Genomic DNA, 23,195 nt, shown 5'->3' with positions numbered 1-23,195 from the left:
GGAGCAACGGAAAGGCCCCGCCCGAGATACGGGCGGGGCCTTCCGGTAGTGCAGGAACCATACGGTCCGCTAGGACTTACTGTCCTCCAGAACCGCGGTGGCGTGCTTGCCGCCGTGGCCCGGTCCGACATGAGCCTCGGCACGCAGTCGGTCGACCATGTGCGGGTAGTGCAGCTCGAACGCCGGTCGCTCCGAACGGATCCGGGGCAGCTCGGTGAAGTTGTGACGCGGCGGCGGGCAGGAGGTGGCCCACTCGAGCGAGTTGCCGTAGCCCCACGGGTCGTCGACCTTGACGACCTCGCCGTAGCGGTAGCTCTTGAAGACGTTCCACAGGAACGGCAGCGTCGAGGCACCCAGGATGAACGAGCCGACCGTGGAGATCGTGTTCAGCGTGGTGAAGCCGTCGGTGGGCAGGTAGTCGGCGTAGCGACGCGGCATGCCCTCGGCACCGAGCCAGTGCTGGACGAGGAACGTGGCGTGGAAGCCGACGAACGTGGTCCAGAAGTGCCACTTGCCGAGGCGCTCGTCCATCATGCGGCCGGTCATCTTCGGGAACCAGAAGTAGATACCCGCGTAGGTGGCGAACACGATGGTGCCGAACAGCACGTAGTGGAAGTGCGCGACGACGAAGTACGAGTCCGTGACGTGGAAGTCGATCGGCGGGCTCGCGAGCAGAACGCCCGACAGGCCACCGAAGAGGAAGGTCACGAGGAAGCCGACCGAGAAGAGCATCGGCGACTCGAACGTCAATTGGCCCTTCCACATTGTTCCGATCCAGTTGAAGAACTTCACACCGGTCGGGACCGCGATGAGGAACGTCATGAAGGAGAAGAACGGCAGCAGAACCGCGCCCGTGGCGTACATGTGGTGCGCCCACACGGCGATCGACAGGGCGGCGATGGCCATCGTGGCGTACACCAGGCCGCTGTAGCCGAAGATCGGCTTACGCGAGAAGACCGGGAAGATCTCCGAGACGATGCCGAAGAACGGCAGCGCGATGATGTACACCTCGGGGTGACCGAAGAACCAGAACAGGTGCTGCCACAGAAGAACGCCACCGGTAGCCGGGTCGAAGATGTGGCCACCGAGGTGACGGTCGACGAACAGACCCATGAAGGCGGCGGTGAGCAGCGGGAAGGCCAGCAGCACGAGGATGCTGGTGATCAGGATGTTCCAGGTGAAGATCGGCATCCGGAACATGGTCATACCCGGTGCACGCAGGCAGACGATGGTGGTGATGAAGTTGACGCCACCGAGGATGGTGCCGAGACCCGCGACCGCGAGGCCCAGGACCCAGAGGTCGGCACCGACGCCCGGCGAGTGCAGCGCGCTCGTCAGCGGGGTGTAAGCGGTCCAACCGAAGTCGGCAGCGCCACCGGGGGTGATGAAGCCGGCGGTGGTGATGATCGCGCCGAACAGGTACAGCCAGTAGCTGAACGCGTTCAGACGCGGGAACGCCACGTCGGGAGCACCGATCTGCAGCGGAACGATGTAGTTCGCGAAGCCGAACACGACCGGGGTCGCGTACAGCAGCAGCATGATCGTGCCGTGCATCGTGAACAGCTGGTTGAACTGCTCGTTCGAGAGGAACTGCATCCCCGGGATCGCCAGTTCGGTTCGCATGAGCAGGGCCATGAGGCCGCCGATCAGGAAGAACGCGAAAGAGGTGACCAGGTACATGATCCCGAGCACCTTGGGATCAGTGGTCGTCACCATCTTGTAAATGAACGAGCCCTTGGGTCCCTGCCGCGGCGGGTACGGCCTCGCTGCTATCGCCGGGACTGGCTGGGGCGCTACGGCAGTCACTGATCCTCCTGATTGTGCCCTTGGTCGCTCCGCAGGCCGCGCTCTGAGCGCCTACCCCGGACTGGCGGAAGAGGCGATCGCTGGCTTGCGCTCATCGAATCGTAGACGGTGCTTTCGGGACCCGAGGACCGGGTCCTACTCCCTGTCGTACTCGGGCACTACGACCTTCCACCGATAAGGCCGCGAACAGGCCTTTAGTCCCCGATCGGACTACTCGGTCACCGTGCCGCGGCGTGTCGGTGCGCCCCGATGCCGGGCGGCGGGCACCGGCGACTGCCGGGACCGATGCCACCTCCATACTATTAAGGTTTCCCTTGCCTAATCATCCCATCCTTGGAGTTCTGCCCGTGCATACAAAGACTCGACGCCGCACGCTCTCGTCCCTGGCTGCGGTGGGAGCAGCCGTGAGCCTCGCCCTCACCGGCTGCTCGTCCACCGAGAGCACCGCCGATACAACGGCCACCGCGTCGGCAGGGTTCCCGCGAACCGTCCAGCACTTCCGTGGTGTGGCGAACATCGATGCCCAGCCGCAGCGCATCGTCACGCTCGACAACAGCTATGCGGACGCCGTCCTCCTGCTCGAGTCGCCACTCGTCGGCTTCGTCGACTACCGCGAGCAGGGCCTGCCCGACTATCTGGGAGACGCCCGCGATCAGTACGCGGCCGACGCGGTCTCGGTCGGCAAGGTCCAGTCCGTGAGCGTCGAGAAGATCGCCCAGTTGGAACCCGATCTGATCCTCTCCGCCGAAGTGCGCGACGGAAAGAACTACGAGGCGCTGTCCGCACTCGCACCCACCGTGTTCTCGCAGTCGACCGGGCCGACATGGAAGGACAACATCCGCCTGGTCGCGAAAGCACTGGCCAAGGAGGATCTCGCCGAGCAGAAGATCGGCGACTACGAGGCACGCGCCAAGGCGATCGGCGACGAGATCAACGCCAAGGCGAACACCCCGAAGGTCTCCGTCGTCCGCTTCGCCGGTGAGCCGACCGCCCGCCTCTACCGGACCACGTCGTTCAGCGGCATCGTCCTCGCCGACGCCGGACTGGCCCGACCGGACAGCCAGGGCCCCGATCCCGCTGACGCCGGGAGCATCATGAACTCGATCAGCCCGGAGCGGATCAACGAGGCCGACTCCGACGTCATCTTCGTTGCGACGTACGAGGATCCCGACGGCAAGTCGATGAAGGCCGCGGAGGCCTTCCTGCAGAACCCGCTGTGGGGAACGCTGAAGGGACGCATCGTGAACGTCGACGACGCGATGTGGATGACGCCGGTCAGCATCCAGGGCGCGCACAAGATCCTCGACGACCTCGCCGAGGCCTTCGGGGTCGACCCGCACAACGGCTAACCTGAGTCGGCCCGCACACGCCGCGCTCGCCGAACAGGAAGTCGTCGCATTGTCCAGTTCTCAGCTCGCAAGCCCCTTCCGCCGCATCGCAGTCGCCGCGCTCGCGACCGTGACGCTCGCAGGGCTCGTCGGCTGCGGCACCTCGACGAACGACGACGAGAGCACCATCGTGCGGACCACGACGAAGATCGCCGGCGCCGGTGTCGTGAGCGTCGAACGCGACACCGGCGCGGCGTGCGCCGAACCCACCCCCGCCGACCCGGGCGCCCCCGATCCGCAGCGCATCGTCGTACTCGACAGCGCTACTTTGGACGCCGTGTGCGCACTGGGCCTGTGGGGTCGCGTCGTGGGCGCGACGACGCCCGAGGGCACCGACCGGCAGCCGTCGTATCTGGGTCCCGCCGTCGCCGGGCTACCCGCCATCGGCTCCGAGGGCACTCCGGACATCGACACCGTCGTGAGGTCCGCACCCGACCTGATTCTCGGCGGCGCGCCTGCCGACCCGGCACTGGCCGATCGACTGCGAGCGGTGGCGCCGACGGAGTTCGTCGGCGACGACCCCGTCTTCTGGAAGGCCCGATTCCTCGCGACCGGAACCGCTTTGGGGCGTACCGGAGCGGCCCGACAGGCACTCGATTCCTACACCGCCGACGCCTCGAGGGTCGGCGCCGAACTCGACGCGCGACAGACACAGGCGTCCGTGGTCCGATTCCGGTCCGATTCGCTCGCCGTCGAGGGTCCGGGGAGTTTCTCCGGCCAGGTCCTCGCCGACGCCGGTGTCCAGCGTCCGCCCTATCAGCGACTCGAGGTGGCGTCGAAGGACATCGAGGATCTGGGCGCGGCCGAAGGCGACGTGATCTATGTCAGCTTCGACGGCCCCGCCGGTCTCGAACACGGCACGTCGGTGATGGACACCGACGACTGGTACGCACTCGGCGCCGTCCCCGACAAGCGTGTCTTCGCCGTCGACGACGAGATCTGGAACGGCGGCAACGGCATCGTCGCCGCACGTGCCATCCTCACCGATCTGCAGCCCAGCCTCAACGGCTACGCCTAGGAGTTCACCGTGCCGGTACCGGAATTCGTTGCGGCGCTTCGCGAACACGTGGGTCACTCACCGCTGTGGCTACCTGGGGTCAGCGCCGTCGTCGTCGACGACGACGGCCGGATCCTGCTGACGCAACGCGCCGACAACGAGAAGTGGGCCGTCGTGTCAGGCATCCTCGAACCTGGCGAGGAACCAGGCCCGGCCGCGCTGCGGGAGATCCGTGAGGAGACGGGAATCGACGCCGAACTCGTTCGCGTGAGCAGTGTCGACACGGCGGGCCCCATCACGTACCCCAACGGTGACGTCGCCAGCTATCTCGACGTGTGTTTCCTCGCCCGGGCGGTCGCAGGTGAGGCACACGTCGCCGACGACGAGAACCTCGACGTGCGCTGGTTCTCCCCTGACGGCCTGCCGTCGGACCTCACCGAGTCGTCGCGGGGACGCATCGCCGCAGCCCTGCGCGGCGACGACCGCACGTGGTTCGCGCGCGAGTGAGCCACTAGCCCTGTCTGGTCTCCCACAGGCCCATGACGTTGCCCTCGCTGTCGCGGAAGTAGGCGGCAAATCCCATCTCCGCCACCGGTTGCTTCGCCGCGACCGTCGCGCCTCCCAGTGCCTCGATCTTGGCCGGCGCGGCATCGATGTCGGGGACGTCGATCGTGATCACCGGCCCTCGCGGACCCTGATCGGCGCGTTGGAGCATGCCGCCGCCGATGTAGCCGGGTTCTTCCGGCATCTCGGTCACGTTCCACCCGAAAACTTGCCGATATAAGTTGCGGGCGCGACAGTAGGCGCGGCGCCATCCCCCGCACAACGGCCGCTTGAAACGCCGATGGCCGAATGTCACATCGATTCAGCTGGGCTGAACCGATGTGACATTCGGCCACGGAAGGTGTGGCGGGACTAGAAGTCCCAGTCCGCGTCCTCGGTGTTGACGGCCTTGCCGATGACGTAGCTCGAACCCGAGCCCGAGAAGAAGTCGTGATTCTCGTCCGCGTTCGGCGACAGGGCCGAGAGGATCGCCGGGTTGACGTCCGTCTCGTCCTTCGGGAACAGACCCTCGTAGCCGAGATTCATCAGCGCCTTGTTGGCGTTGTAGCGCAGGAACTTCTTGACGTCCTCGGTGAGCCCGACCTCGTCGTACAGGTCCTGCGTGTACTCGACCTCGTTGTCGTACAGCTCGAACAGCAGCTCGAATGTGTAGGTCTTGAGATCGTCCTTCTCGGCCTGGGTGAGCTGCTCGAGTCCGCGCTGGTACTTGTAGCCGATGTAGTAGCCGTGCACCGCCTCGTCACGAATGATCAGGCGGATCATGTCGGCCGTGTTGGTGAGCTTGGCACGCGACGACCAATACATGGGCAGATAGAAGCCCGAGTAGAACAGGAAGCTCTCGAGCAGCGTCGAGGCGACCTTGCGCTTGAGCGGGTCCTCACCCTTGTAGTAGTCGAGGACGATCTGCGCCTTGCGCTGCAGGTTCGGGTTCTCCTCCGACCAGCGGAACGCGTCGTCGATCTCCCGGGTGGTGCACAGGGTCGAGAAGATCTGCGAGTAACTCTTCGCGTGCACCGACTCCATGAACGCGATGTTGGTGAGCACCGCCTCCTCGTGCGGGGTGACCGCATCGGGGATCAGGCTCACGGCGCCGACGGTGCCCTGGATGGTGTCGAGCAGCGTCAGACCGGTGAACACCCGCATCGTGAGCTGCTGCTCGTGCGGCGTGAGGGTGCCCCACGACTGGATGTCGTTGGACACCGGCACCTTCTCCGGCAGCCAGAAGTTGCCGGTGAGGCGATCCCACACCTCGGCATCCTTCTCGTCGGGGACGCGGTTCCAGTTGATCGCCGAGACGCGGTCGATCAGCTTGATGCGCGTGCCGTCGGCCGGGGAGTGCGCATGGGGAGCGGAGCTCATCGTTCTTCCCTCTTCGAGTTTCGGTGCGGGGCTTCGGAATTGACGATCACAACATGCACGAGACGCAACCCTCCACCTCAGTCCCCTCGAGCGCCATCTGACGCAGGCGGATGTAGTACAGCGTCTTGATGCCCTTGCGCCACGCGTAGATCTGCGCACGGTTGACGTCACGCGTGCTGGCGGTGTCCTTGAAGAACAGCGTCAGCGACAGACCCTGGTCGACGTGCTGCGTTGCCGCGGCGTAGGTGTCGATGATCTTCTCGTACCCGATCTCGTACGCATCCTGGTAGTACTCCAGGTTGTCGTTGGTCAGGTAGGGCGCCGGGTAGTAGACGCGACCGATCTTGCCTTCCTTGCGGATCTCGATCTTCGCGGCCACCGGGTGAATCGAGCTGGTGGAGTTGTTGATGTACGAGATCGAGCCGGTCGGCGGGACGGCTTGCAGGTTCTGGTTGTAGATGCCGTACTTCTGCACCGACGCCTTGAGCTCACGCCAGTCGTCCTGCGTCGGAATCTGCACGTCCGCGTCCGCGAACAGCTGACGGACGCGTTCCGTGGCCGGCTCCCACACCTGGTCGGTGTACTTGTCGAAGTACTCGCCCGAGGCGTACTTGGAGTCCGGGAAACCCTTGAAGTGGGTGCCCCGCTCCTTCGCGATCAGGTTCGACGCGCGGATCGCATGGAAGACGACCGTGTAGAAGTAGATGTTCGTGAAATCGACGCCCTCGTCGGAGCCGTAGTAGATCCGCTCGCGTGCGAGGTAGCCGTGCAGGTTCATCTGCCCCAGGCCGATCGCGTGAGAGTCGTTGTTGCCCTGCTCGATCGACGGCACCGAGTAGATGTGCGTCTGGTCCGAGACGGCGGTCAGCGCGCGAATCGACGTCTCGATAGTCTGCGCGAAGTCCGGCGAGTCCATCGTCAGCGCGATGTTCAGCGACCCGAGGTTGCACGAGATGTCCTTGCCGACATGGCTGTAGGACAGATCGTCGTTGAACGTCGACGGCGTCGAGACCTGCAGGATCTCCGAGCACAGGTTCGAGTGCGTGATCTTGCCCTCGATCGGGTTGGCCCGGTTCACCGTGTCCTCGAACATGATGTACGGGTAGCCCGACTCGAACTGCAGCTCGGCGAGGGTCTGGAAGAACTCGCGCGCCTTGATCTTCGACTTGCGGATCCGCTTGTCGTCGACCATCTCGTGATACTTCTCGCTGACGTTGACGTCGGCGAACGGCACGCCGTAGATACGCTCGACGTCGTACGGCGAGAACAGGTACATGTCCTCGTTCTTCTTCGCGAGCTCGAACGTGATGTCCGGGATCACGACGCCCAGCGACAGCGTCTTGATGCGGATCTTCTCGTCGGCGTTCTCGCGCTTGGTGTCGAGGAACCGGTAGATGTCGGGGTGGTGCGCGTGCAGGTACACCGCGCCCGCGCCCTGACGAGCACCGAGCTGGTTGGCGTACGAGAACGAGTCCTCGAGCAGCTTCATGATCGGGATGACACCCGAGCTCTGGTTCTCGATCTTCTTGATCGGTGCACCGTGCTCGCGAACATTGCTGAGCAGCAAGGCAACTCCGCCGCCGCGCTTGGACAGCTGCAGGGCCGAGTTGATCGAACGGCCGATCGACTCCATGTTGTCCTCGATGCGCAGCAGGAAGCACGAGACGGGCTCGCCGCGCTGCTTCTTGCCGGAGTTGAGGAACGTCGGGGTGGCCGGCTGGAAGCGTCCGGCGATGATCTCGTCCACGAGCTTGACCGCAAGCTCCTCGTCGCCGGCCGCGAGGGTGAGCGCGACCATGCAGACGCGGTCCTCGAAGCGCTCGAGGTAGCGCTTACCGTCGAACGTCTTGAGGGTGTACGACGTGTAGTACTTGAAGGCACCGAGGAAGGTGGGGAACCGGAACTTCTTCGAGTACGCGTGGTCGATCAGCGACTTGACGAAGTTGCGGGTGTACTGGTCGAGCACCTCGCGCTCGTAGTAGTTCTCCTTGACCAGGTAGTCGAGCTTCTCGTCCTGGTTGTGGAAGAAGACCGTGTTCTGGTTGACGTGCTGCAGGAAGTACTGGTTCGCGGCCTCTCGATCCTTGTCGAACTGGATCTCGCCGTCCGGACCGTACAGGTTCAGCATCGCGTTGAGCGCGTGGTAATCCAACTCGCCCGCCGACGCGTCGGGTCGTGCCGCAGCGCGCTCTACACTCCCAGCCGGGGCTGAATCTGTGATGGTCGGTGCCACTGTTCACTCTCCATGAATTGTGCGAGGCCCTCGCGCACTGCGACGACGTCCTCGGCTGTTCCCATTAGTTCGAAGCGGTACAGGTACGGGACCCGGCACTTCTGCGAAATCACGTTCCCGGCGTAGCAGTACGACTCGCCGAAGTTCGTGTTACCGGCAGCAATCACCCCTCGGATGAGGTCGCGATTGTGCTTGTTGTTGAGGAATCGGATGACCTGCTTGGGCACGTAACTCGTGTCGCGACCCGACGACGTCGTGCCTCCGCCGTAGGTGGGGAGGATCAGAACGTACGGTTCGTCGACCTCGAACGTGCCTTCGCGGTCATGTAGGGGAATGCGCGTTGCGGGGATACCGAGTCGTTCGACGAATCGGTGTGTGTTCTCCGACGCGCTGGAAAAATACACCAGCGATGCCATCGGCGCTCACCCATTTCACTCGAGTGGATCATCCCCCGCGGCGCTGCCGCGTGCCGTCTCAGGCAGCGTTTGCGGTGAGGGTCTTGATGCGGTCCGGACGGAAGCCCGACCAGTGGTCGTCACCGGCCACCACGACGGGGGCCTGGAGGTATCCGAGGGCCATCACGTAGTCGCGGGCCTCGGGGTCCTCGGAGATGTCGACGATGTCGTATTCGAGGCCGGCCTTGTCGAGGGCACGGTAGGTGGCATTGCACTGAACGCAGGCGGGCTTTGTGTAGACGGTGATGCTCATGACGGTCCCTCTTTCCACGGCCTGACGAGCTACGGATTCGTGCTCTGCATGCCGAGGAAAATGCGCGTTTTCCGACCCGGGATGCGGTTCGTTCCCGTTGTGCCCCTCGGCTGGTTAGACACTACACCTTGTGGCCGACAGAAAAGTACAACCCGAGATCTTGTGAGTGACACGGTTGATATTCGCAGGTCGCCCCCTCCTGCAACGACCGCCATCGGCGTGTCACAGGTCACATTTCCCCTGGTGAGTTCGATCACCCCTGGACCGCTTGTCGCAGGCCGTCTCCGCGACACGCCCACGACACGCCGAGGAGTGGTCGGACGCCTACGTGTCGCACACATCCGACAGTGCAGTCCGCCACATCCGGCGCGCCGGAACACGCATCCCGACGCACCCCCCGGGGCGCTTTCGGAAAGAGGGACGTGGCCCGTCCGACCGGCCGGGCGGTCGCCTGCACCGGCAACAGCGACCGCCCTCACATCGCTACTTAACTGGCCGGTAACTGGATGGGAATCCTCCACCTCCCCCGCGAAGCGGTGTGCCAGGGTTGACGGCGTGCCCTCGAATGAGAACCCGTACCTGTTCGCGCCCGTCTCGCGGGTGCACCGCGTGACCCCGAACATGCAGCGGATCACCTTGACCGGCGGCGACCTCGCCCGCTTCACCTCGAGCGGCGATCCCGACGAACGCCTGCTGGTCGTGTTCCCCGCCGAGGGCGAGGACGCCCCTTCACCGCCACAGCGGATCGGGACCGCCCTCGACTACCCCGTCGACGGGCCGCGTCCGGAAATGCGGAGTTACACCGTCCGGCGCTGGGACCCGATCGCGCACGAGATGGACATCGACTTCGCCGTCCACGACGGCGGCGCCGCCGTCCGATGGGCGCTGCAGGCCCGCCCTGGGCAGACGCTGGGGGTCACCGCGGCATCGGGCTGGTACCGACCGCCGTCCGACACCGCGTGGCAACTACTGATCGCGGACATGACGGCACTGCCCGCGGTGGGCCGCATCGTCGAAGGCCTGGCGCCGGGCATCCGGCTGCACGTCGTCGCGGAGGTCACGGCCCCCGGCGACGAACAGCGTTTCGAGACCGCCGGCGACGTGACCTACTCGTGGCGACACGGCACCGGCAACGGTGTCGGGCCCAGCGTCCTGGCCGCCGCCGCGCGACAGTGGACCCCGCCGGACGGACCCGGGTACGTCTGGTTCGCGGGCGAGGCGGGGCTGTCGCGCGAGATACGCGGCTGGGTTCGGCACCACCTCGGCTGGTCGGTCGATCGCTACGACGTCATCGGCTACTGGCGCGCCGACAAGGAGGCGTGGTCCGCGCGGTACGAGCAGGCGCGTGAGCGGATCGAGGCCGCACAGAACGCCGCACTGTCCGCGGGCGGCGACTTCGAGTCGGTGCGCGACGCCGTCGACAAGGCGATGGAGCAATCCGGGCTGTAGCGCCGGCCCCCCACCCCGAAAAACAGCTGAAGGGCCCCTTCGTGCGCTCGGGGCGCGTGAAGGGACCCTTCAGCTCTCGGCAAGAGCAGCGACGTCAGGCGTCGACGAGCGCCTTGGACGCGTCGACGAGGGCGGCGACGACGGCGCCGACCTGCTGAGCGACCTCGGCGTTCTCACGCGGGTGCAGCTCGCCGAACTTCTGGATGGTGCCGCCGATGGACAGCTCGGCCGCGAGGACGTTGCCGCCCGCGACGCCGAGGGCCTTGCGGGCGTCGTCGTGGGCCCACTTGGCAGCGTTGGGGCTCGGGGAAGCGCTGATCACGGCGACCGGCTTGTCCTTGACGGCGCCGGCACCGTAGGGGCGCGAGAGCCAGTCGATGGCGTTCTTCAGCACGGCGGGGACGGTGCCGTTGTACTCCGGGGTGACCAGGAGCACGGCGTCGGCCTGAGCGGCAGCGGCGCGCAGCTCGTCGACTCCGGCGATCGTGGCGCCGGGAACGTCGACGTCCTCGTTGTAGAAGGGCAGGTCACCCAGGCCCTCGAAGATCGTGAGCTCGACGCCCTCGGGGGCGACGGCCGCAGCGGTCTCGGCGACCTGACGGTTGACGGAGCCGGCACGGAGGCTGCCGACGAGGGCGAGAACGCGAGTCTCGGACATGAGGAGTCTTCCTTCGGTGGTGCGGTAGTTGAAGCTGCAACAGGTATAGCAGCACAAACGGACCGCGGTCCACTTATGTTCCCGCTGGGCTACGATGCCTGACGTGAACAGCCCGCTCCTTCCGCTGGTGGACGCCGAGATCCCCGAGCGATGTGACGCTGCCCGCAATCGGAAGCTGCTCCTCGACGCGGCGGCGCGACTCGTCGCGGAACGCGGCGTCGACGCGGTGACGATGGAGGCCGTCGCCGCGCAGGCCGGCGTCGGCAAGGGCACCGTCTTCCGCCGGTTCGGGAGCCGGCCAGGACTGATGAATGCGCTGCTCGACCACACCGAGCGCGAACTCCAGAATGCATTCATGTTCGGCCCGGCGCCGCTCGGGCCCGGCGCTCCCCCACTGGTCCGCCTGATCGCGTTCGGCCGCGCGCGCCTCGACATGGTCACCGTGCAGGGCGACGTCCTGCGCGCCGCGGAGGGGTCACCCGAGTTCCGCTACTCGGGCCCCGCCCGCGCCGTGAGTCTTCGCCACCTCGTCACACTGCTCGAGAATGCGGGCGTCGACGGCGACACGGAACTGCTCGCCGTCGCCCTCCTGAGTGCGCTCGAGGCGGGCCTCGTCCTGCATCAGATCCGGGTCCTCGGAATGCCGCCCGAACGAATCGCCGACAGCTGGGAAGACCTGGCACGCAGGATCACCCGATCCGGAGCGGACTTCGCCTAGGGTGTGGCCATGCGTACGCCGCTGATCGTCCTCGCCCTCCTGGCCACCGCGACCCTGAGCGCGTGCGGCGACAGTGCCGACGGCGACACCACTCCGCCGTCGACGACTTCCTCCGCGGCGCCGTCGGCCGCCGACGCCGTATGGACCCGGACATTCATATCGACCGAAGTGACGGGTCCACAGGTCCCCGGCGGCGGGCCGCTCGAGGTCGCGTTCCCCGAGCCGAACCAGATCGCGATGAGCGCGGGCTGCAATCGCGGTGTCGGCAGCGTCGAACTCACGGGCGGAAAAGTGACGACCGGTCCGATCGCGACCACGATGATGGCGTGCCCCGGCGATGTCGCCGGCGCCGACAAGTGGATGACCGACCTGTTCGCCGCACAGCCGACGTGGGCACTGAACGACGACGTCCTGACGCTGACGACCCCCGACACCACCGTGACGCTCACCGACAAGAAGACCGCCGATCCGGACCGTCCGATCGTGGGCACCGAGTGGGTGGTCGACACGCTGATCACCCCGGATGCGGTGACGACGTCTGCCGCGCTCGAGACGTCGGCGCCGACGCTCACCATCGGTGACAACGGCCAGGCGACGGGGTCCACCGGATGCAACCGGTTCAACGGCCCGGCCCAGGTCGGCGACGGCACGATCGACTTCGGCCCGCTGGCGACGACGAGGATGGCGTGCCCCACCGATGTCGCCGAGGTCGAGCGCGCGGTACTGCACGTGTTGGACGGCGAGGTCACGTACACGATCGACGGGGCCGTCCTGCGGCTGACGAAGGCCGACGGCACCGGTCTCGGCCTGCGCGGGCACTAGCCCCGACCGGCGACTACAGCGCGTCGCGCAGCCATCCGGCGAGCACGCGGGCACTTGCGTCCACCTGCGCCGGCCAGTCCATCGCGGAGTCGTCGGCGTGGTCGCTGACGTGCTTGACGAGCCTGCAACGGGCGCCGATCCGGGCGCACGCGAACGCGATCGCGAACCCCTCCATGTCGACCAGGTCGGCGCGCGCCCCCAGTGCGTCGCGGACCTCGGCGTCGGAGATGAACGAGTCCCCGGTGGCGAGGACGGACCCGTCGCCGTCCGCGAGGTCGATCACGTCGCGCACCGGATGTCCGAGCGAGCGCAGCACCTCGGCGCTGATGTCGTGGTTGAGGACCGCCGACGGCAGGTAGAGACCGGAGTGGTGGCCGTGCAGCGCACCGGCGGTCCCGATGTTGACGACGAGGGGCAGCTCGTCCGGCGCATAGCGGGCGAGCGCCTGCGTGACGGCGACCGCGGCCGCGACCTTGCCGATTCCCGTGACCACGACGTCGAGGCCGTCGGGCACGTGGGCCGCTTCCTCCCGCGTGGCACTCACCACGAGGATGCCGGTGCTACTCATCACGCTCTCCCGGTTCCGGGACGCCGCCGGTGGGCGCCCGAGCCACATCCTGCCGTGCCGATTCGCGGTGCTGCACACCCGACCCGCGCTCGCTACAGTTCTGCCATGGCAATTTCGCGTGCCCAGATCATCGCTGAACTCGGCGTGGAGCCGACGATCGATCCGGCAGCCCAGATCCGCAACCGCGTGCAGTTCATCAAGGACTACCTGCGCTCCACCCCCGCGAAGGGCTTCGTGCTCGGGATCAGCGGCGGGCAGGACAGCACGCTGGCCGGGCGGCTGACGCAACTGGCGACCGAGGAACTGCGCGTGGAGGGCCATGCCGCCGAGTTCGTCGCGGTCCGCCTGCCGTACGGCTCGCAGTTCGACGAGCACGACGCGCAGGTCGCGTTGACATTCATCGCGCCGGACCGCTCGCTGACCGTCAACGTCAAGCCCGGCGCGGACGCGACGGCGGGCGAGGCGTCGGAGGCGATGCGCGAGATCCTCGGCGACGGTGGACGCCTGCGAGACTTCGTGCGCGGCAACATCAAAGCGCGCGAGCGGATGATGATCCAGTACGCGATTGCCGGCGAACTGGGCTACCTCGTCGTCGGTACCGACCACGCCGCGGAGGCGCTCACCGGGTTCTTCACCAAGTTCGGTGACGGCGGCGTGGATCTCACCCCTCTCACCGGGCTCACCAAGCGGCAGGGCGCGGCCCTGCTTCAGGAACTCGGCGCGCCCGACTCCACATGGCGGAAGGTGCCCACAGCCGACCTCGAGGACGACCGTCCGTCACTGCCCGACGAGGTGGCCCTGGGCGTCACTTATCACCAGATCGACGACTTCCTCGAGGGCAAGGACGTCGCCGACGACGTGGCGGCCACGCTCGAGCGGATGTTCGCGAACACCCGCCACAAGCGCACGGTGCCGGTGACGCCGCTCGACACGTGGTGGCGCGAGGACTGACCCGAACCGACCAGGGGGAATCGTGGCGACATATCTGGTGGCGGGCGGCACGGGAGTCGCGGGCCGGTCGGTGGTGGCCGAGTTGGTGCGCCGCGGGCAGACCGTGCGGGTCCTGAGCCGTCACGCGGCGACGCCGGCCGCCGAGGTGGAGCACGCGGCCGGCGACCTGATCACGGGCGACGGACTCGCGGACGCCATGGACGGCGTCGACGTGGTGGTCGATACGACCGACGGCAAGACCCGCGCCACCAGGGCGGTGTTCACGACCGGGGCGGCGAATCTGCTGTCGGCGGCCCGCGACGCGGGAGTCTCCCGTGCGGTGCTGCTGTCGATCGTGAACGTGGACCGCGGGACGTTCGGCTACTACCGGGCGAAGACCGCGCAGGAACGCGTCTACGCCGAGGCGTCGGTGCCGACGCAGGTGGTGCGGGCGACGCAGTTCCACGAGTTCGTGCCGATGCTGTGCGCTCCGACGTCGAAGCTGGGGCTGATCCCGGCGTTCACCGGCACCCGCTTCCAATCGATCGACACCTCGGACGTCGCCCGCGCCCTGGTCGACGCGGCCCACGAGGGCACGGTGTCGCCGGATCCGATCGTCGTCGGCGGCCCGCAGGTACTCACGATGCGCGAGATGGCGGCCGCGTGGAAGGCGTCGACGGCTGCACGCGGACGGGTGACGAGCCTGCGGATGCCCGGCGGGATGGGCGCGTTCTGGCGGAACGGCTGGAATCTGGTTCCCGACAACCACTTCGGAACAGTGACGTTCGATCAGTGGCTGGCCGGACGGTAGCTGCGCTCAGCCGCCCGCGAACGGCGGGAGAACGTCCACCTGCGACCCGAGGGCGCCGGCGGGATCGCGCGTGAGTTCGGAGTCGACGAGATACGCGGCCACTGCGAGGATCTTCTCCATCCGCTGCCCGTAACGTTCGACGAGCACTTCCCGCAGCCGCGCCAGGTCTGCGTCGGCGGGCAGCGTCAGCGTCTCCTCGGCACGATCGGCGGCCTCGGCCGCTGCCGCGAAGTACCGCACCTGCACGGTCCGAACCGCTTCGAGGGTGTCAGCCACCGATTGCTCCCATGCTCCGTTGCGGCGGAACGAAACCCGCCGCGTTGATGCCGTGACCGGCCCACTTGTTCCACATCGCCGCTCGCCACAGCTCCGCGAGGTCCTCGTCCTCTGCGCCGGACCGCAGCGCGTCACGCAGGTCCACCTCTCGGTCGCTGAACAGGCACGACCGGACGGTCCCCTCGGCGGTGAGCCGAGTGCGGTCGCAGTCCTCGCAGAACGACCGCGTGACCGACGCGATGATCCCGACGGTGGCCGGGCCGCCGTCCACCGACCACTCCTCGGCAGGCGCGGACGGATCGTCGCGGCCGACCTCACGGAGATCGAAGCGTTCACCGAGCACATCGAGGAGCATCCGCGCGTCCACCATGTTCTCGCGCGCCCACTCGTGGTCGGCGTCCAGCGGCATCTGCTCGATGAACCGGAGCGCGCACCCCGAGTCGAGGCACCACTGCAGGAGTTCGGCTGCACCACCGAGTGTTTCCCGCATGAGCACCGCATTGATCTTCAGCGGTGCGAGTCCCGCGGTCTGCGCGCCGCGGATTCCCGCGAGCACCGACTCGAGCCGGTCGCGGCGGGTCAGTTCCGCGAAATGCGCGCGGTCGACGGTGTCGAGCGAGACGTTGATCCGGGTGAGACCGGCGCGGGCGAGCGCGTCGGCGCGATGCTCGAGCCCAACCGCATTGGTGGTCATCGACAGCGGGACACCGGGCACGCGTTCGGCGCACCCGGAAACGATCGCCTCGAGATCGCGTCGCATGAGTGGTTCGCCGCCCGTGAACCGAACCTCCCGTACGCCCAACCGGTGCACCGCGATGCCGACCAGTCGGACGATCTCGTCGGCGGTGAGGAGTCGGCCGGACGGTATGGCGGGCAGGCCCTCCGCGGGCATGCAATAGGTGCACCGCAGCGAGCACTTCTCGGTGATGGACACCCGCAGGTCACGCGCGGTCCGACCGAAGGTGTCGATCAATTCGGGCACGTCGGGTCGACCGATCGACGGCGGGGCGGTGCGCACGGTGGGGATACCGACGTCGACCGCCGCCCCTGTCCGTGTCGTCGCCGCTGTCATTCCACCAGTATGCCGCCGCCGGGTCCGCCGAGTGCGGTGAAGATCCCGGTCCGGGTGCCTAGGATTGGCTGTCATGGCACAACGTCCCGGTGCACGATCCGTCGAAGACCATGCCGCCGACGTGGCCGACCTGCTCGCGCCGATGCTCACACGGCCGTCCGAGACCATCCGACTCGACGACGCGCTGGGCCGTGTCCTGTCGTACGACATCTCCTCCCCCGTCGATCTGCCGCTGTTCCGGAACTCGCAGATGGACGGCTTCGCGGTGGACGCGGCGTCGGTGGCCACGGTTCCGGCCACACTGCCGATCGCGGGGACCGTCGCGGCCGGCCCCGCCCGCCCGGCCGACCACGTGCCGGGGACCGCGGTGCGGATCATGACCGGGGCCGTCCTGCCCGCCGGCACGGAAGCCGTTGTGCCGGTGGAGGACACCGAGGTCGACGGCGAGAAGGTCACCGTGTTGCGGTCACGGACGGCGGGTGAGTTCGTGCGGGAGCGCGGCAGCGACGTGCGGGCCGGGATGCTGCTCCTGTCCGCCGGAACCCTGCTCGAACCACGACATCTCGGGGTGCTGGCCGCGGTGGGGTTGGCATCGGTGGCGGTGTGGACCCGCCCGCGGGTCGCGGTGATCACGACGGGTGCCGAACTGGTCGACGCCGGCGCCACCCCCGATCCCGGACAGATTTTCGACTCCAACGGCGCCGCGCTGTCGGCGAGTCTGCGTGCGAACGGTGCCGAGGTGTCGGTGGTGGACCGCAGCAGCGACGAGCCGGACGCGTTCCGCGCGTGCCTGCGCCGCGCGGTCGCCCGCGCCGAACTGGTGATCACGTCGGGCGGCGTGTCGATGGGCGACTACGAGGTGGTCAAGGACGTGCTCGCCGGACTCGGCGCGCAATTCGGTCCGGTCGCGATGCAACCGGGTGGACCGCAGGGCTCGGCGCTGGTCGACGAGATCCCGGTACTGACCTTTCCGGGCAACCCGGTGAGCACGATGGTCTCGTTCGAGGTGTTCGTCCGACCGCTGCTGCGCCGCGCGGCCGGTCTGCCTGCGGTTCCCACCGAGGACGCGGCGCTCGACCACGCCGTCACCTCGGTCCCCGGCAAACGGCAATTCCTGCGCGGCCGCCGCACCGACTCGGGGGTGGAGGTGGTGTCCGGTCCCGGTTCGCACCTCGTGGCGGCGCTCGCCTGGGCCGATGTGTTGATCGACGTTCCCACCGATGCGGCATCCCTCGCCGCGGGTGATCGAGTGAAGGTGTGGCCCCTGTAGTGAGCGAGCAGAACATGACCGAACTGAGCCATCTGGACGGCGAGGGCCGGGCCCGGATGGTGGACGTGAGCGCGAAGGCCGACACGACGCGGATCGCCGTCGCCGGCGGCGAACTCGTGACCACGCCCGAGGTGATCGCCCTGGTGCGGGCCGACGACATGCCGAAGGCCGACGTCCTGTCGACGGCACGGATCGCCGGCATCTCGGGTGCGAAGAAGACGTCCGAACTCATTCCGCTGTGCCACCAGTTGGCACTGTCCTCGGTGAAGGTCGAGTTCGGTTTCACCGAGTCGTCCATCACGATCGAGGCCACCGCGAAGACGAAGGGCCCCACGGGCGTCGAGATGGAGGCGCTCACCGCGGTCGCGGTCGCCGGCCTCACCCTGCACGACATGGTCAAGGCGGTGGACCCGGCCGCCACGCTCGACGGCGTCCGACTGCTGACGAAGGAGGGCGGCAAGCGCGGGCACTGGCGACGCGACGAGAACCGTTCGCAGGCCGCCCAGCCGACGGAGCCGCAGCGCGAGGTACGCCCCGGTTCGGCGACGGTGCTGGTCGCGTCGACCGGCGGCGCGCGCGGCACCCGTCCCGACACGACGGGCCCGACGATTGCCGCGTGGCTCGAGTCGCGGGGGCACACGGTGCGCGGCCCCCTCGTCTACGCGGACGCCGACATCGCGGCAGGCCTGGCCGACGCGCTCGCCGACTCCCCCGCGCTGGTGATCACCACCGGAGGGACAGGCGCCTCCCCGACCGATGCGACGCCGGAGGCGACCCTCGCCGTGCTGGACCGGGAGCTGCCGGGAATTGCCGAGGAGATGCGCCGGCGCGGCACCGAGGTGACCCCGCACGCGTCGCTCAGTCGTGGTGTCGCGGGTGTGTGCGACCGCACCCTGATCGTGAACCTGCCCGGCTCGCCGGGCGGCGTCGAGGACGGGTTGGCGGTGCTCGATCCGGTACTCGACCACCTGCTCGCCCAGATTGCGGGCGGGGGCGCACACGATGAGTGACGTGTTCGCCCGCATTTCGGAACAGCCCCTCGATCCCGCCGTCGTCGACACAGCCGTCGCCGGACCGGAACACGGCGCGGTGGTGATGTTCACAGGTGTGGTCCGCGATCACGACGGTGGCCGGTCGGTGTCGGCGCTCGAGTATCAGGCGCACCCGGACGCCGAACGGTTCCTGCTGCAGTGCTGTGACGAAGTCGCCGAGCGCACCGGCCTGCCCGTCGCGGCGGTACATCGCGTGGGCCCCCTCACCATCGGTGACCTGGCATTGGTCGCCGCGGTGGCCGCACCGCACCGCGCCGAGGCTTTCGCGGCCTGCGCCGAACTGGTGGAGCGGATCAAGGCCGAGGTGCCGATCTGGAAGCGGCAGACGTTCGCCACCGGCAGGTCGGAATGGGTGGGCCTGTAGCCCCTGGAGTGATCGCCCCGACACTGCCGCCGGTACCTCGAGCGGGTATGCTCGGGTGTACTGGACGTCCGCTTGCGAGACGTCCAGCGTCGTAGAACGCTTCATTTCGCGCCGGATCCGAGCATCTGTTCGAGGTGCACCAGCACAAGCATTTCTTGCGGCGATCGATCTTGCCTCCCGGCAATGTCGCCACCTTGTGCAGGCCGTGCACCGGGATCTTCCCGGCCGTAGGCGTGCATGACGAATGCCCGAAAGGCACCGACAAACTTGTCCACCAGCGTCATCACCCCGTCCGACGAATCTGCCACGGCCAGCTTCGAATCTCTCGGCGTCCCCGCACCGATCGTCTCCGCTCTCGCGGACGGCGGTATCACCGCCCCGTTCCCCATCCAGGTCGACACCCTGCCCGACACCCTTGCCGGCCGGGACGTCCTGGGCCGCGGCAAGACCGGCAGCGGCAAGACCCTCGCGTTCTCGATTCCGCTCGCGACCCGTCTGGCGGGCGGCAAGCGCCGCTCCGGCAAGCCGCGCGGCCTCGTGCTCGCCCCCACCCGCGAGTTGGCGACACAGATCACCGCGACGCTCGAGCCCCTCGCCGACACGCTCGGCCTGCGCGTCACCACGATCTTCGGCGGCGTCTCGCAGCACCGTCAGGTCAAGGCCCTCGAGGGCGGCGTCGACATCGTCGTCGCCTGCCCGGGCCGGCTCGAGGACCTGATGAAACAGGGCTTCGTCAAGCTGGACGCCGTCGAGATCACGATCCTCGACGAGGCCGATCACATGGCCGACCTGGGCTTCCTGCCCGGCGTCACCCGCATCCTCACCGCGACGCCCACCGGCGGTCAGCGACTGCTGTTCTCGGCGACGCTGGACAACGGTGTCGACAAGCTGGTCAAGCGGTTCCTGCAGAACGAGGTCCTGCACTCGGTGGACGAGGCGAACTCGCCCGTCGCGGCTATGACCCATCACGTGTACGACGTCGCCGGCGTCGACGCCAAGAAGGCCCTCATCCACAAGCTGGCATCGGGCCAGGGTCGACGCATCCTGTTCATGCGCACCAAGCACCAGGCCCGCAAGCTGGCGCGTCAGCTCACCGAGTCCGGCATCCCGTCGGTGGACCTGCACGGCAACCTGTCGCAGAACGCCCGCGACCGGAACCTGGCTGCGTTCTCGGAGGGCTCCGCGCGCGTGCTGGTCGCGACCGATGTCGCCGCACGCGGCGTGCACGTCGACGAGGTGGAACTCGTCGTCCACGTCGATCCGCCGGCCGAACACAAGGCGTACCTGCACCGTTCGGGCCGCACCGCGCGCGCCGGCAGCGCCGGTGACGTCGTCACGATCGTGCTGCCCGAGCAGCGCAAGGACCTCTCGGCCCTCATGCGCAAGGCGTCGATCAAGGTGACGCCCATCCAGGTGACCGCGGACTCCGCGTCCGTGCTCGACCTCGTCGGCGAGCCCGCACCGCATGTGGCCCCCGCACCCAAGACGGACAAGCCCGCCGGTGACAGCCGTCGCCAGGGACAGGGACAGCGTCCCGCTCGTGCCGGCGGCGGCCAGGGCGGCCGCCAAGGCCAGGGCGGGCAGGGTGGTCGCAGCCGTGGGCCGCGCGCCGAAGTGACCGGTGGAGCCGGTGGCCAGGCCGGTGGCGGTCGTCGCCGCTCGGGCGGTCGCCCGGGTTCGGCCGCCGGCAGCGGATCCGCGGCCGGTTCGGCCGGTGGGTCGACGGGCGGCGGCTCGCGCCGCCGCCGCGGCTGACCTCTTCTAGAAGCGTTCCCAGTGGATCGCGTCGGACAGGTCCCGACGCGTCCGCCAACCGAAGCGTTCCAGGTCGGGAACTTCCTGGAACTGCTCGACCTTGCCGACACACAGCCACGCGATGGGACGGACCGGCCCAGGGATGTCGAGCATGTCGGTGAGGTACTCCTCGTCGTAGAACGACACCCAGCCCACGCCGATGTTCTCGGCGGCCGCTGCCAGCCAGAGGTTCTGGATGGCGAGCACCGCCGAGAACAGTCCGGTGTCGTCGATGGTGTGCCGACCGAGGATGTTCTGGCCGCCGCGCGCCGGGTCGTACGTGACGACGATGCCCGTACCGCTTTCGCGAATGCCCTCGATCTTGATGGGGTCGAACGTCTTTCGACGGTCTGCCGGTAGCGAGTCGGCGAACGCGCGGCGGCGGTCGGCGACGTGATCGGCGAAGGTGTCGAGGGTGTCCTGGTTGCGGACGACGATGAAGTCCCACGGCTGGGTGTTGCCGACGCTCGGGGCCGCGTGCGCCGCACCGAGCACACGCTGCAACGTCTCGTCGGGGATCAGTTCGCCACTGAACTCGGCGCGGACGTCACGGCGTCGGCGGATGGCTTCGTACACGGAAACGAGGGATTCGGTCACGCCTCCACGGTAGCCGCCCCACCGAACGCGCCCGCCGCGATCTCGTCAGGCGTCGACCGTGTACCGGTGCACGCCCATCATGGTGTCGCTCTCGAGGTGGTCGGCCTCGGGTTCGACGCACGCGTCGAGCACCGCATCCACCGCGTCCGGGTCGAGATCCGTTCCGATCACGACCAGTTCGGTACGCCGGGGCTCCCCCGCCACCCAGCGTCCCGGGTGGAAACTGATGTGGTCACCGACCACCTGCAACAGGAACTTCTGCTGATAGCCGGGCACACCGAAGTAGACGAAGCCCTTGATCCGGTAGACGCCGGGCGGCTGCTTCTCGAGGAACCGGATCAGCCGGCGCGGGTGCATCGGCAGGTCGGACGTGAACGTGACGCTGTCGTACATCGCATGGATGTGCTGATCGTGCTGCCCACCGCACTCACCACACTGGTCGGACGGCTCGTCGGCGCCGAGGAGCAGGTCGTCGAACGACAACTGCTGTCCGGGTCGAGACACCGGGCGGGGCGTGCGATCGAACAGCAGACCGGGATCGACGCGCCCCCGCACAGTGGACAGCACCGCGGCGCGCGGATTGATGCGGCACACGTCGGCGAGCAGGAGGTCGTGGGCATCGGCGTCGATGCGATCGGTCTTGTTGAGCACGACGAGGTCGGCGATCGCGACATGCTGGTCCAGTTCGGGGTGCCGCTGGCGGCTGCTCTGATATTCGGCGCCGTCGACGAGCATCACCAGGCCGCCGTACGTGATGTAGGGGTTCTCGCTGGCGAGTACGAGCCGAATCATGTTGCGCGGTTCCGCGAGCCCGCTGGCTTCGACGACGATGACGTCGATCTCCGACTTGCGATGCGCGAGCTTGTTCAGCATCTCGTCCATGTCGCTGACGTCGACGGCGCAGCACAGGCATCCGTTGCTGAGGGCCATCATCGAATCGACCTGTCCCGCAACCATCATCGCGTCGATGTTGACCGAGCCGAAGTCGTTGACGATCACCCCGATGCGGGTACCGCCGTTGTTGCGCAGAAGGTGGTTGAGCATCGTCGTCTTCCCCGATCCGAGGAATCCGGCCACGACGACGACAGGGATCGACCGAGGATCCCGCTTCTTCACCACCCCGACCTCCACGCCACCGACAACACCGACGAGTAATCGTACAAGCCTCGCAGCTCCGAGATGTCGTGGGCGCGTGGTCCCGGTCACCGACCCCGGCCATCTACGTAGAACCACCGTAGTGCCGGAACCGACAGCGCGATTCCGTTCGACGAGGTGCCCGCGCGCGGCGCGTCGTTGCCGTCCGATCACAGCACCACGATCGCCGTGTACTGCATGTCGGGCAACATGAGCGCCACCGCCGCGGCTGACCTGGCTCAGTCGGGGTACACCGATGTCGTCGAACTCGACGGCGGCATGCGGGCATGGGTGGCCGACGGACGCGAATTGCCGCCTCCGGCATCCTGATCCACCACCGTCCGTTTCGACGGATTCGGGCCGCGTGCAACAATGCCCCGGTCAGGTGATGACGAAAGAGGAAGCCGGTGCAAAACCGGCGCGGTCCCGCCACTGTAATCGGGGAGCGACCCTTCACTTGCCACGGCCGACAGGCCGGAAGGCGGAGGGAAGTGCCGATCCGAGAGCCAGGAGACTCCCGTCATCGCAATCTCCTATTCGGGGCGGATTTCCCCGAGAGAGGTGGCCGGTCCACCATGCTGTTCACCGCATCGTCCCCAAGATTCGCTGTTGCGCGTCGTGTCAC

General features: G+C 67.6%; 25 protein-coding genes, 1 pseudogene and 1 riboswitch. Of the genes and pseudogenes, 13 read left to right on the top strand and 13 right to left on the bottom strand.

What is annotated here, in order from left to right:
• Positions 1–69 precede the first annotated feature (69 nt).
• Positions 70–1,806 (bottom strand): cytochrome c oxidase subunit I, encoded by a 1,737-nt coding sequence (gene ctaD / locus C8K36_RS04055; protein ID WP_107983103.1) that lies wholly within the window; start codon positions 1,804–1,806, stop codon positions 70–72.
• 347 nt (positions 1,807–2,153) lie between these two features.
• Here ctaD and C8K36_RS04050 point away from each other — a divergent pair, with 347 nt between their 5' ends.
• Genes C8K36_RS04050 through C8K36_RS04040 form a run of 3 tightly spaced genes read left to right on the top strand, consistent with a single transcriptional unit; the run spans position 2,154 to position 4,698 of the window.
• Positions 2,154–3,155, top strand: a complete 1,002-nt coding sequence (locus C8K36_RS04050) for an ABC transporter substrate-binding protein (RefSeq protein ID WP_107983102.1) — start codon at positions 2,154–2,156, stop codon at positions 3,153–3,155.
• A 49-nt stretch (positions 3,156–3,204) separates the two neighbouring features.
• Entirely contained in the window at positions 3,205–4,212 is a 1,008-nt protein-coding gene (locus tag C8K36_RS04045; protein ID WP_107983101.1) for an ABC transporter substrate-binding protein, read from the top strand.
• Between the two features lie 9 nt (positions 4,213–4,221).
• Positions 4,222–4,698 (top strand): NUDIX hydrolase, encoded by a 477-nt coding sequence (locus C8K36_RS04040; protein WP_107983100.1) that lies wholly within the window; start codon positions 4,222–4,224, stop codon positions 4,696–4,698.
• Between the two features lie 4 nt (positions 4,699–4,702).
• Here C8K36_RS04040 and C8K36_RS04035 read toward each other — a convergent pair whose 3' ends face one another.
• The 5 genes from C8K36_RS04035 to C8K36_RS04015 form a co-directional block, all read right to left on the bottom strand.
• Positions 4,703–4,939: a VOC family protein gene (locus C8K36_RS04035; protein ID WP_258195018.1), complete on the bottom strand. Its 237-nt coding sequence runs from the start codon at positions 4,937–4,939 to the stop codon at positions 4,703–4,705.
• Positions 4,940–5,106: 167 nt separating this feature from the next.
• Positions 5,107–6,114, bottom strand: a complete 1,008-nt coding sequence (gene nrdF / locus C8K36_RS04030; protein ID WP_107983099.1) for a class 1b ribonucleoside-diphosphate reductase subunit beta — start codon at positions 6,112–6,114, stop codon at positions 5,107–5,109.
• A gap of 46 nt (positions 6,115–6,160) precedes the next feature.
• Positions 6,161–8,347 carry a class 1b ribonucleoside-diphosphate reductase subunit alpha gene (nrdE, locus tag C8K36_RS04025; RefSeq protein WP_107983098.1) on the bottom strand — a complete coding sequence of 729 codons (2,187 nt, stop codon included), beginning with the start codon at positions 8,345–8,347 and terminating at the stop codon, positions 6,161–6,163.
• Entirely contained in the window at positions 8,305–8,763 is a 459-nt protein-coding gene (gene nrdI, locus C8K36_RS04020) for a class Ib ribonucleoside-diphosphate reductase assembly flavoprotein NrdI (protein WP_107983097.1), read from the bottom strand. The genes nrdE and nrdI overlap by 43 nt, the downstream gene beginning before the upstream one ends.
• 58 nt (positions 8,764–8,821) lie before the next feature.
• Positions 8,822–9,055, bottom strand: coding sequence for a redoxin NrdH (locus tag C8K36_RS04015; protein WP_107983096.1), 234 nt, complete (start codon positions 9,053–9,055; stop codon positions 8,822–8,824).
• 555 nt (positions 9,056–9,610) lie between these two features.
• On the opposite strand from C8K36_RS04015, the gene C8K36_RS04010 reads away from it, so the two are divergent.
• The gene (locus C8K36_RS04010) at positions 9,611–10,504 is read left to right on the top strand and encodes a siderophore-interacting protein (RefSeq protein WP_107983095.1); all 894 of its coding nucleotides are present in this window, start codon (positions 9,611–9,613) and stop codon (positions 10,502–10,504) included.
• Positions 10,505–10,598: 94 nt separating this feature from the next.
• Here the strand turns inward: C8K36_RS04010 and C8K36_RS04005 are convergent, their stop codons facing one another.
• A complete protein-coding gene (locus C8K36_RS04005) occupies positions 10,599–11,162 on the bottom strand; it encodes an NADPH-dependent FMN reductase (protein ID WP_107983094.1) in 564 nt (187 codons plus the stop codon).
• Positions 11,163–11,256: 94 nt separating this feature from the next.
• On the opposite strand from C8K36_RS04005, the gene C8K36_RS04000 reads away from it, so the two are divergent.
• Entirely contained in the window at positions 11,257–11,880 is a 624-nt protein-coding gene (locus C8K36_RS04000; protein WP_107983093.1) for a TetR/AcrR family transcriptional regulator, read from the top strand.
• 9 nt (positions 11,881–11,889) lie between these two features.
• Entirely contained in the window at positions 11,890–12,702 is an 813-nt protein-coding gene (locus tag C8K36_RS03995) for an META domain-containing protein (RefSeq protein WP_107983092.1), read from the top strand.
• 13 nt (positions 12,703–12,715) lie between these two features.
• Here the strand turns inward: C8K36_RS03995 and C8K36_RS03990 are convergent, their stop codons facing one another.
• Complete coding sequence (locus tag C8K36_RS03990) at positions 12,716–13,270, bottom strand: nucleosidase (protein WP_107983091.1); 555 nt, start codon at positions 13,268–13,270, stop codon at positions 12,716–12,718.
• A gap of 105 nt (positions 13,271–13,375) precedes the next feature.
• On the opposite strand from C8K36_RS03990, the gene nadE reads away from it, so the two are divergent.
• The gene (gene nadE / locus C8K36_RS03985; RefSeq protein WP_107983090.1) at positions 13,376–14,221 is read left to right on the top strand and encodes an ammonia-dependent NAD(+) synthetase; all 846 of its coding nucleotides are present in this window, start codon (positions 13,376–13,378) and stop codon (positions 14,219–14,221) included.
• A gap of 22 nt (positions 14,222–14,243) precedes the next feature.
• Positions 14,244–15,011 carry an SDR family oxidoreductase gene (locus tag C8K36_RS03980; protein WP_107983089.1) on the top strand — a complete coding sequence of 256 codons (768 nt, stop codon included), beginning with the start codon at positions 14,244–14,246 and terminating at the stop codon, positions 15,009–15,011.
• Positions 15,012–15,017: 6 nt separating this feature from the next.
• Here C8K36_RS03980 and C8K36_RS03975 read toward each other — a convergent pair whose 3' ends face one another.
• Together C8K36_RS03975 and moaA are read right to left on the bottom strand one after the other, a co-directional pair.
• Positions 15,018–15,287 (bottom strand): MoaD/ThiS family protein, encoded by a 270-nt coding sequence (locus tag C8K36_RS03975; protein ID WP_258195017.1) that lies wholly within the window; start codon positions 15,285–15,287, stop codon positions 15,018–15,020.
• On the bottom strand, positions 15,280–16,359 hold the full coding sequence (gene moaA / locus C8K36_RS03970) for a GTP 3',8-cyclase MoaA (protein ID WP_107983088.1): 1,080 nt from the start codon (positions 16,357–16,359) through the stop codon (positions 15,280–15,282). Before moaA ends, C8K36_RS03975 begins: the two co-directional genes overlap by 8 nt.
• 73 nt (positions 16,360–16,432) lie before the next feature.
• On the opposite strand from moaA, the gene glp reads away from it, so the two are divergent.
• From glp to C8K36_RS03955, 3 genes are read left to right on the top strand one after another with little or no spacing between them, the layout of a single operon-like run.
• Complete coding sequence (gene glp / locus C8K36_RS03965; RefSeq protein WP_107983087.1) at positions 16,433–17,629, top strand: gephyrin-like molybdotransferase Glp; 1,197 nt, start codon at positions 16,433–16,435, stop codon at positions 17,627–17,629.
• A gap of 14 nt (positions 17,630–17,643) precedes the next feature.
• Positions 17,644–18,639, top strand: a complete 996-nt coding sequence (moaCB, locus tag C8K36_RS03960; protein WP_107983753.1) for a bifunctional molybdenum cofactor biosynthesis protein MoaC/MoaB — start codon at positions 17,644–17,646, stop codon at positions 18,637–18,639.
• Complete coding sequence (locus C8K36_RS03955; protein WP_107983754.1) at positions 18,632–19,045, top strand: molybdenum cofactor biosynthesis protein MoaE; 414 nt, start codon at positions 18,632–18,634, stop codon at positions 19,043–19,045. Before moaCB ends, C8K36_RS03955 begins: the two co-directional genes overlap by 8 nt.
• Before the next feature lie 101 nt (positions 19,046–19,146).
• On the opposite strand, the gene C8K36_RS24510 is transcribed toward C8K36_RS03955, so the two are convergent.
• Positions 19,147–19,329 carry a hypothetical protein gene (locus C8K36_RS24510; protein ID WP_146176457.1) on the bottom strand — a complete coding sequence of 61 codons (183 nt, stop codon included), beginning with the start codon at positions 19,327–19,329 and terminating at the stop codon, positions 19,147–19,149.
• Between C8K36_RS24510 and C8K36_RS03950 the strand changes: the two genes are divergently transcribed.
• Complete coding sequence (locus C8K36_RS03950) at positions 19,283–20,800, top strand: DEAD/DEAH box helicase (protein WP_258195016.1); 1,518 nt, start codon at positions 19,283–19,285, stop codon at positions 20,798–20,800. The two genes, C8K36_RS24510 and C8K36_RS03950, sit on opposite strands and share 47 nt — an antisense overlap.
• Positions 20,801–20,806: 6 nt before the next feature.
• Here the strand turns inward: C8K36_RS03950 and bluB are convergent, their stop codons facing one another.
• Together bluB and C8K36_RS03940 are read right to left on the bottom strand one after the other, a co-directional pair.
• Positions 20,807–21,436, bottom strand: coding sequence for a 5,6-dimethylbenzimidazole synthase (gene bluB / locus C8K36_RS03945; protein ID WP_107983086.1), 630 nt, complete (start codon positions 21,434–21,436; stop codon positions 20,807–20,809).
• Positions 21,437–21,481: 45 nt separating this feature from the next.
• On the bottom strand, positions 21,482–22,555 hold the full coding sequence (locus C8K36_RS03940; protein ID WP_107983751.1) for a CobW family GTP-binding protein: 1,074 nt from the start codon (positions 22,553–22,555) through the stop codon (positions 21,482–21,484).
• 132 nt (positions 22,556–22,687) lie between these two features.
• Between C8K36_RS03940 and C8K36_RS03935 the strand changes: the two are divergent.
• Positions 22,688–22,900 (top strand): annotated as a pseudogene (locus C8K36_RS03935) (rhodanese-like domain-containing protein); the annotation flags it as partial.
• Between the two features lie 15 nt (positions 22,901–22,915).
• A riboswitch (cobalamin riboswitch) is annotated at positions 22,916–23,107 on the top strand.
• The last annotated feature ends 88 nt before the right edge of the window (positions 23,108–23,195 follow it).

The organism is Rhodococcus sp. OK519, assembly GCF_003051005.1.
GTDB lineage: Bacteria > Actinomycetota > Actinomycetes > Mycobacteriales > Mycobacteriaceae > Prescottella.
The sequence above is the reverse complement of the archived record's forward strand: the minus strand, read 5'-3'. Positions and strand labels throughout refer to the sequence as shown.

Coding starts and splice junctions, on each gene's coding strand:
- C8K36_RS04035 (WP_258195018.1), bottom strand. CDS start 4,939: ATGCCGGAAGAACCCGGCTACATCGGCGGCGGCATGCTCCAACGCGCC.
- nrdF (WP_107983099.1), bottom strand. CDS start 6,114: ATGAGCTCCGCTCCCCATGCGCACTCCCCGGCCGACGGCACGCGCATC.
- nrdI (WP_107983097.1), bottom strand. CDS start 8,763: ATGGCATCGCTGGTGTATTTTTCCAGCGCGTCGGAGAACACACACCGA.
- C8K36_RS04015 (WP_107983096.1), bottom strand. CDS start 9,055: ATGAGCATCACCGTCTACACAAAGCCCGCCTGCGTTCAGTGCAATGCC.
- C8K36_RS04005 (WP_107983094.1), bottom strand. CDS start 11,162: ATGTCCGAGACTCGCGTTCTCGCCCTCGTCGGCAGCCTCCGTGCCGGC.
- C8K36_RS04000 (WP_107983093.1), top strand. CDS start 11,257: ATGCCTGACGTGAACAGCCCGCTCCTTCCGCTGGTGGACGCCGAGATC.
- C8K36_RS03995 (WP_107983092.1), top strand. CDS start 11,890: ATGCGTACGCCGCTGATCGTCCTCGCCCTCCTGGCCACCGCGACCCTG.
- C8K36_RS03990 (WP_107983091.1), bottom strand. CDS start 13,270: ATGAGTAGCACCGGCATCCTCGTGGTGAGTGCCACGCGGGAGGAAGCG.
- nadE (WP_107983090.1), top strand. CDS start 13,376: ATGGCAATTTCGCGTGCCCAGATCATCGCTGAACTCGGCGTGGAGCCG.
- moaA (WP_107983088.1), bottom strand. CDS start 16,359: ATGACAGCGGCGACGACACGGACAGGGGCGGCGGTCGACGTCGGTATC.
- glp (WP_107983087.1), top strand. CDS start 16,433: ATGGCACAACGTCCCGGTGCACGATCCGTCGAAGACCATGCCGCCGAC.
- moaCB (WP_107983753.1), top strand. CDS start 17,644: ATGACCGAACTGAGCCATCTGGACGGCGAGGGCCGGGCCCGGATGGTG.
- C8K36_RS03955 (WP_107983754.1), top strand. CDS start 18,632: ATGAGTGACGTGTTCGCCCGCATTTCGGAACAGCCCCTCGATCCCGCC.
- C8K36_RS03950 (WP_258195016.1), top strand. CDS start 19,283: ATGACGAATGCCCGAAAGGCACCGACAAACTTGTCCACCAGCGTCATC.
- C8K36_RS24510 (WP_146176457.1), bottom strand. CDS start 19,329: ATGACGCTGGTGGACAAGTTTGTCGGTGCCTTTCGGGCATTCGTCATG.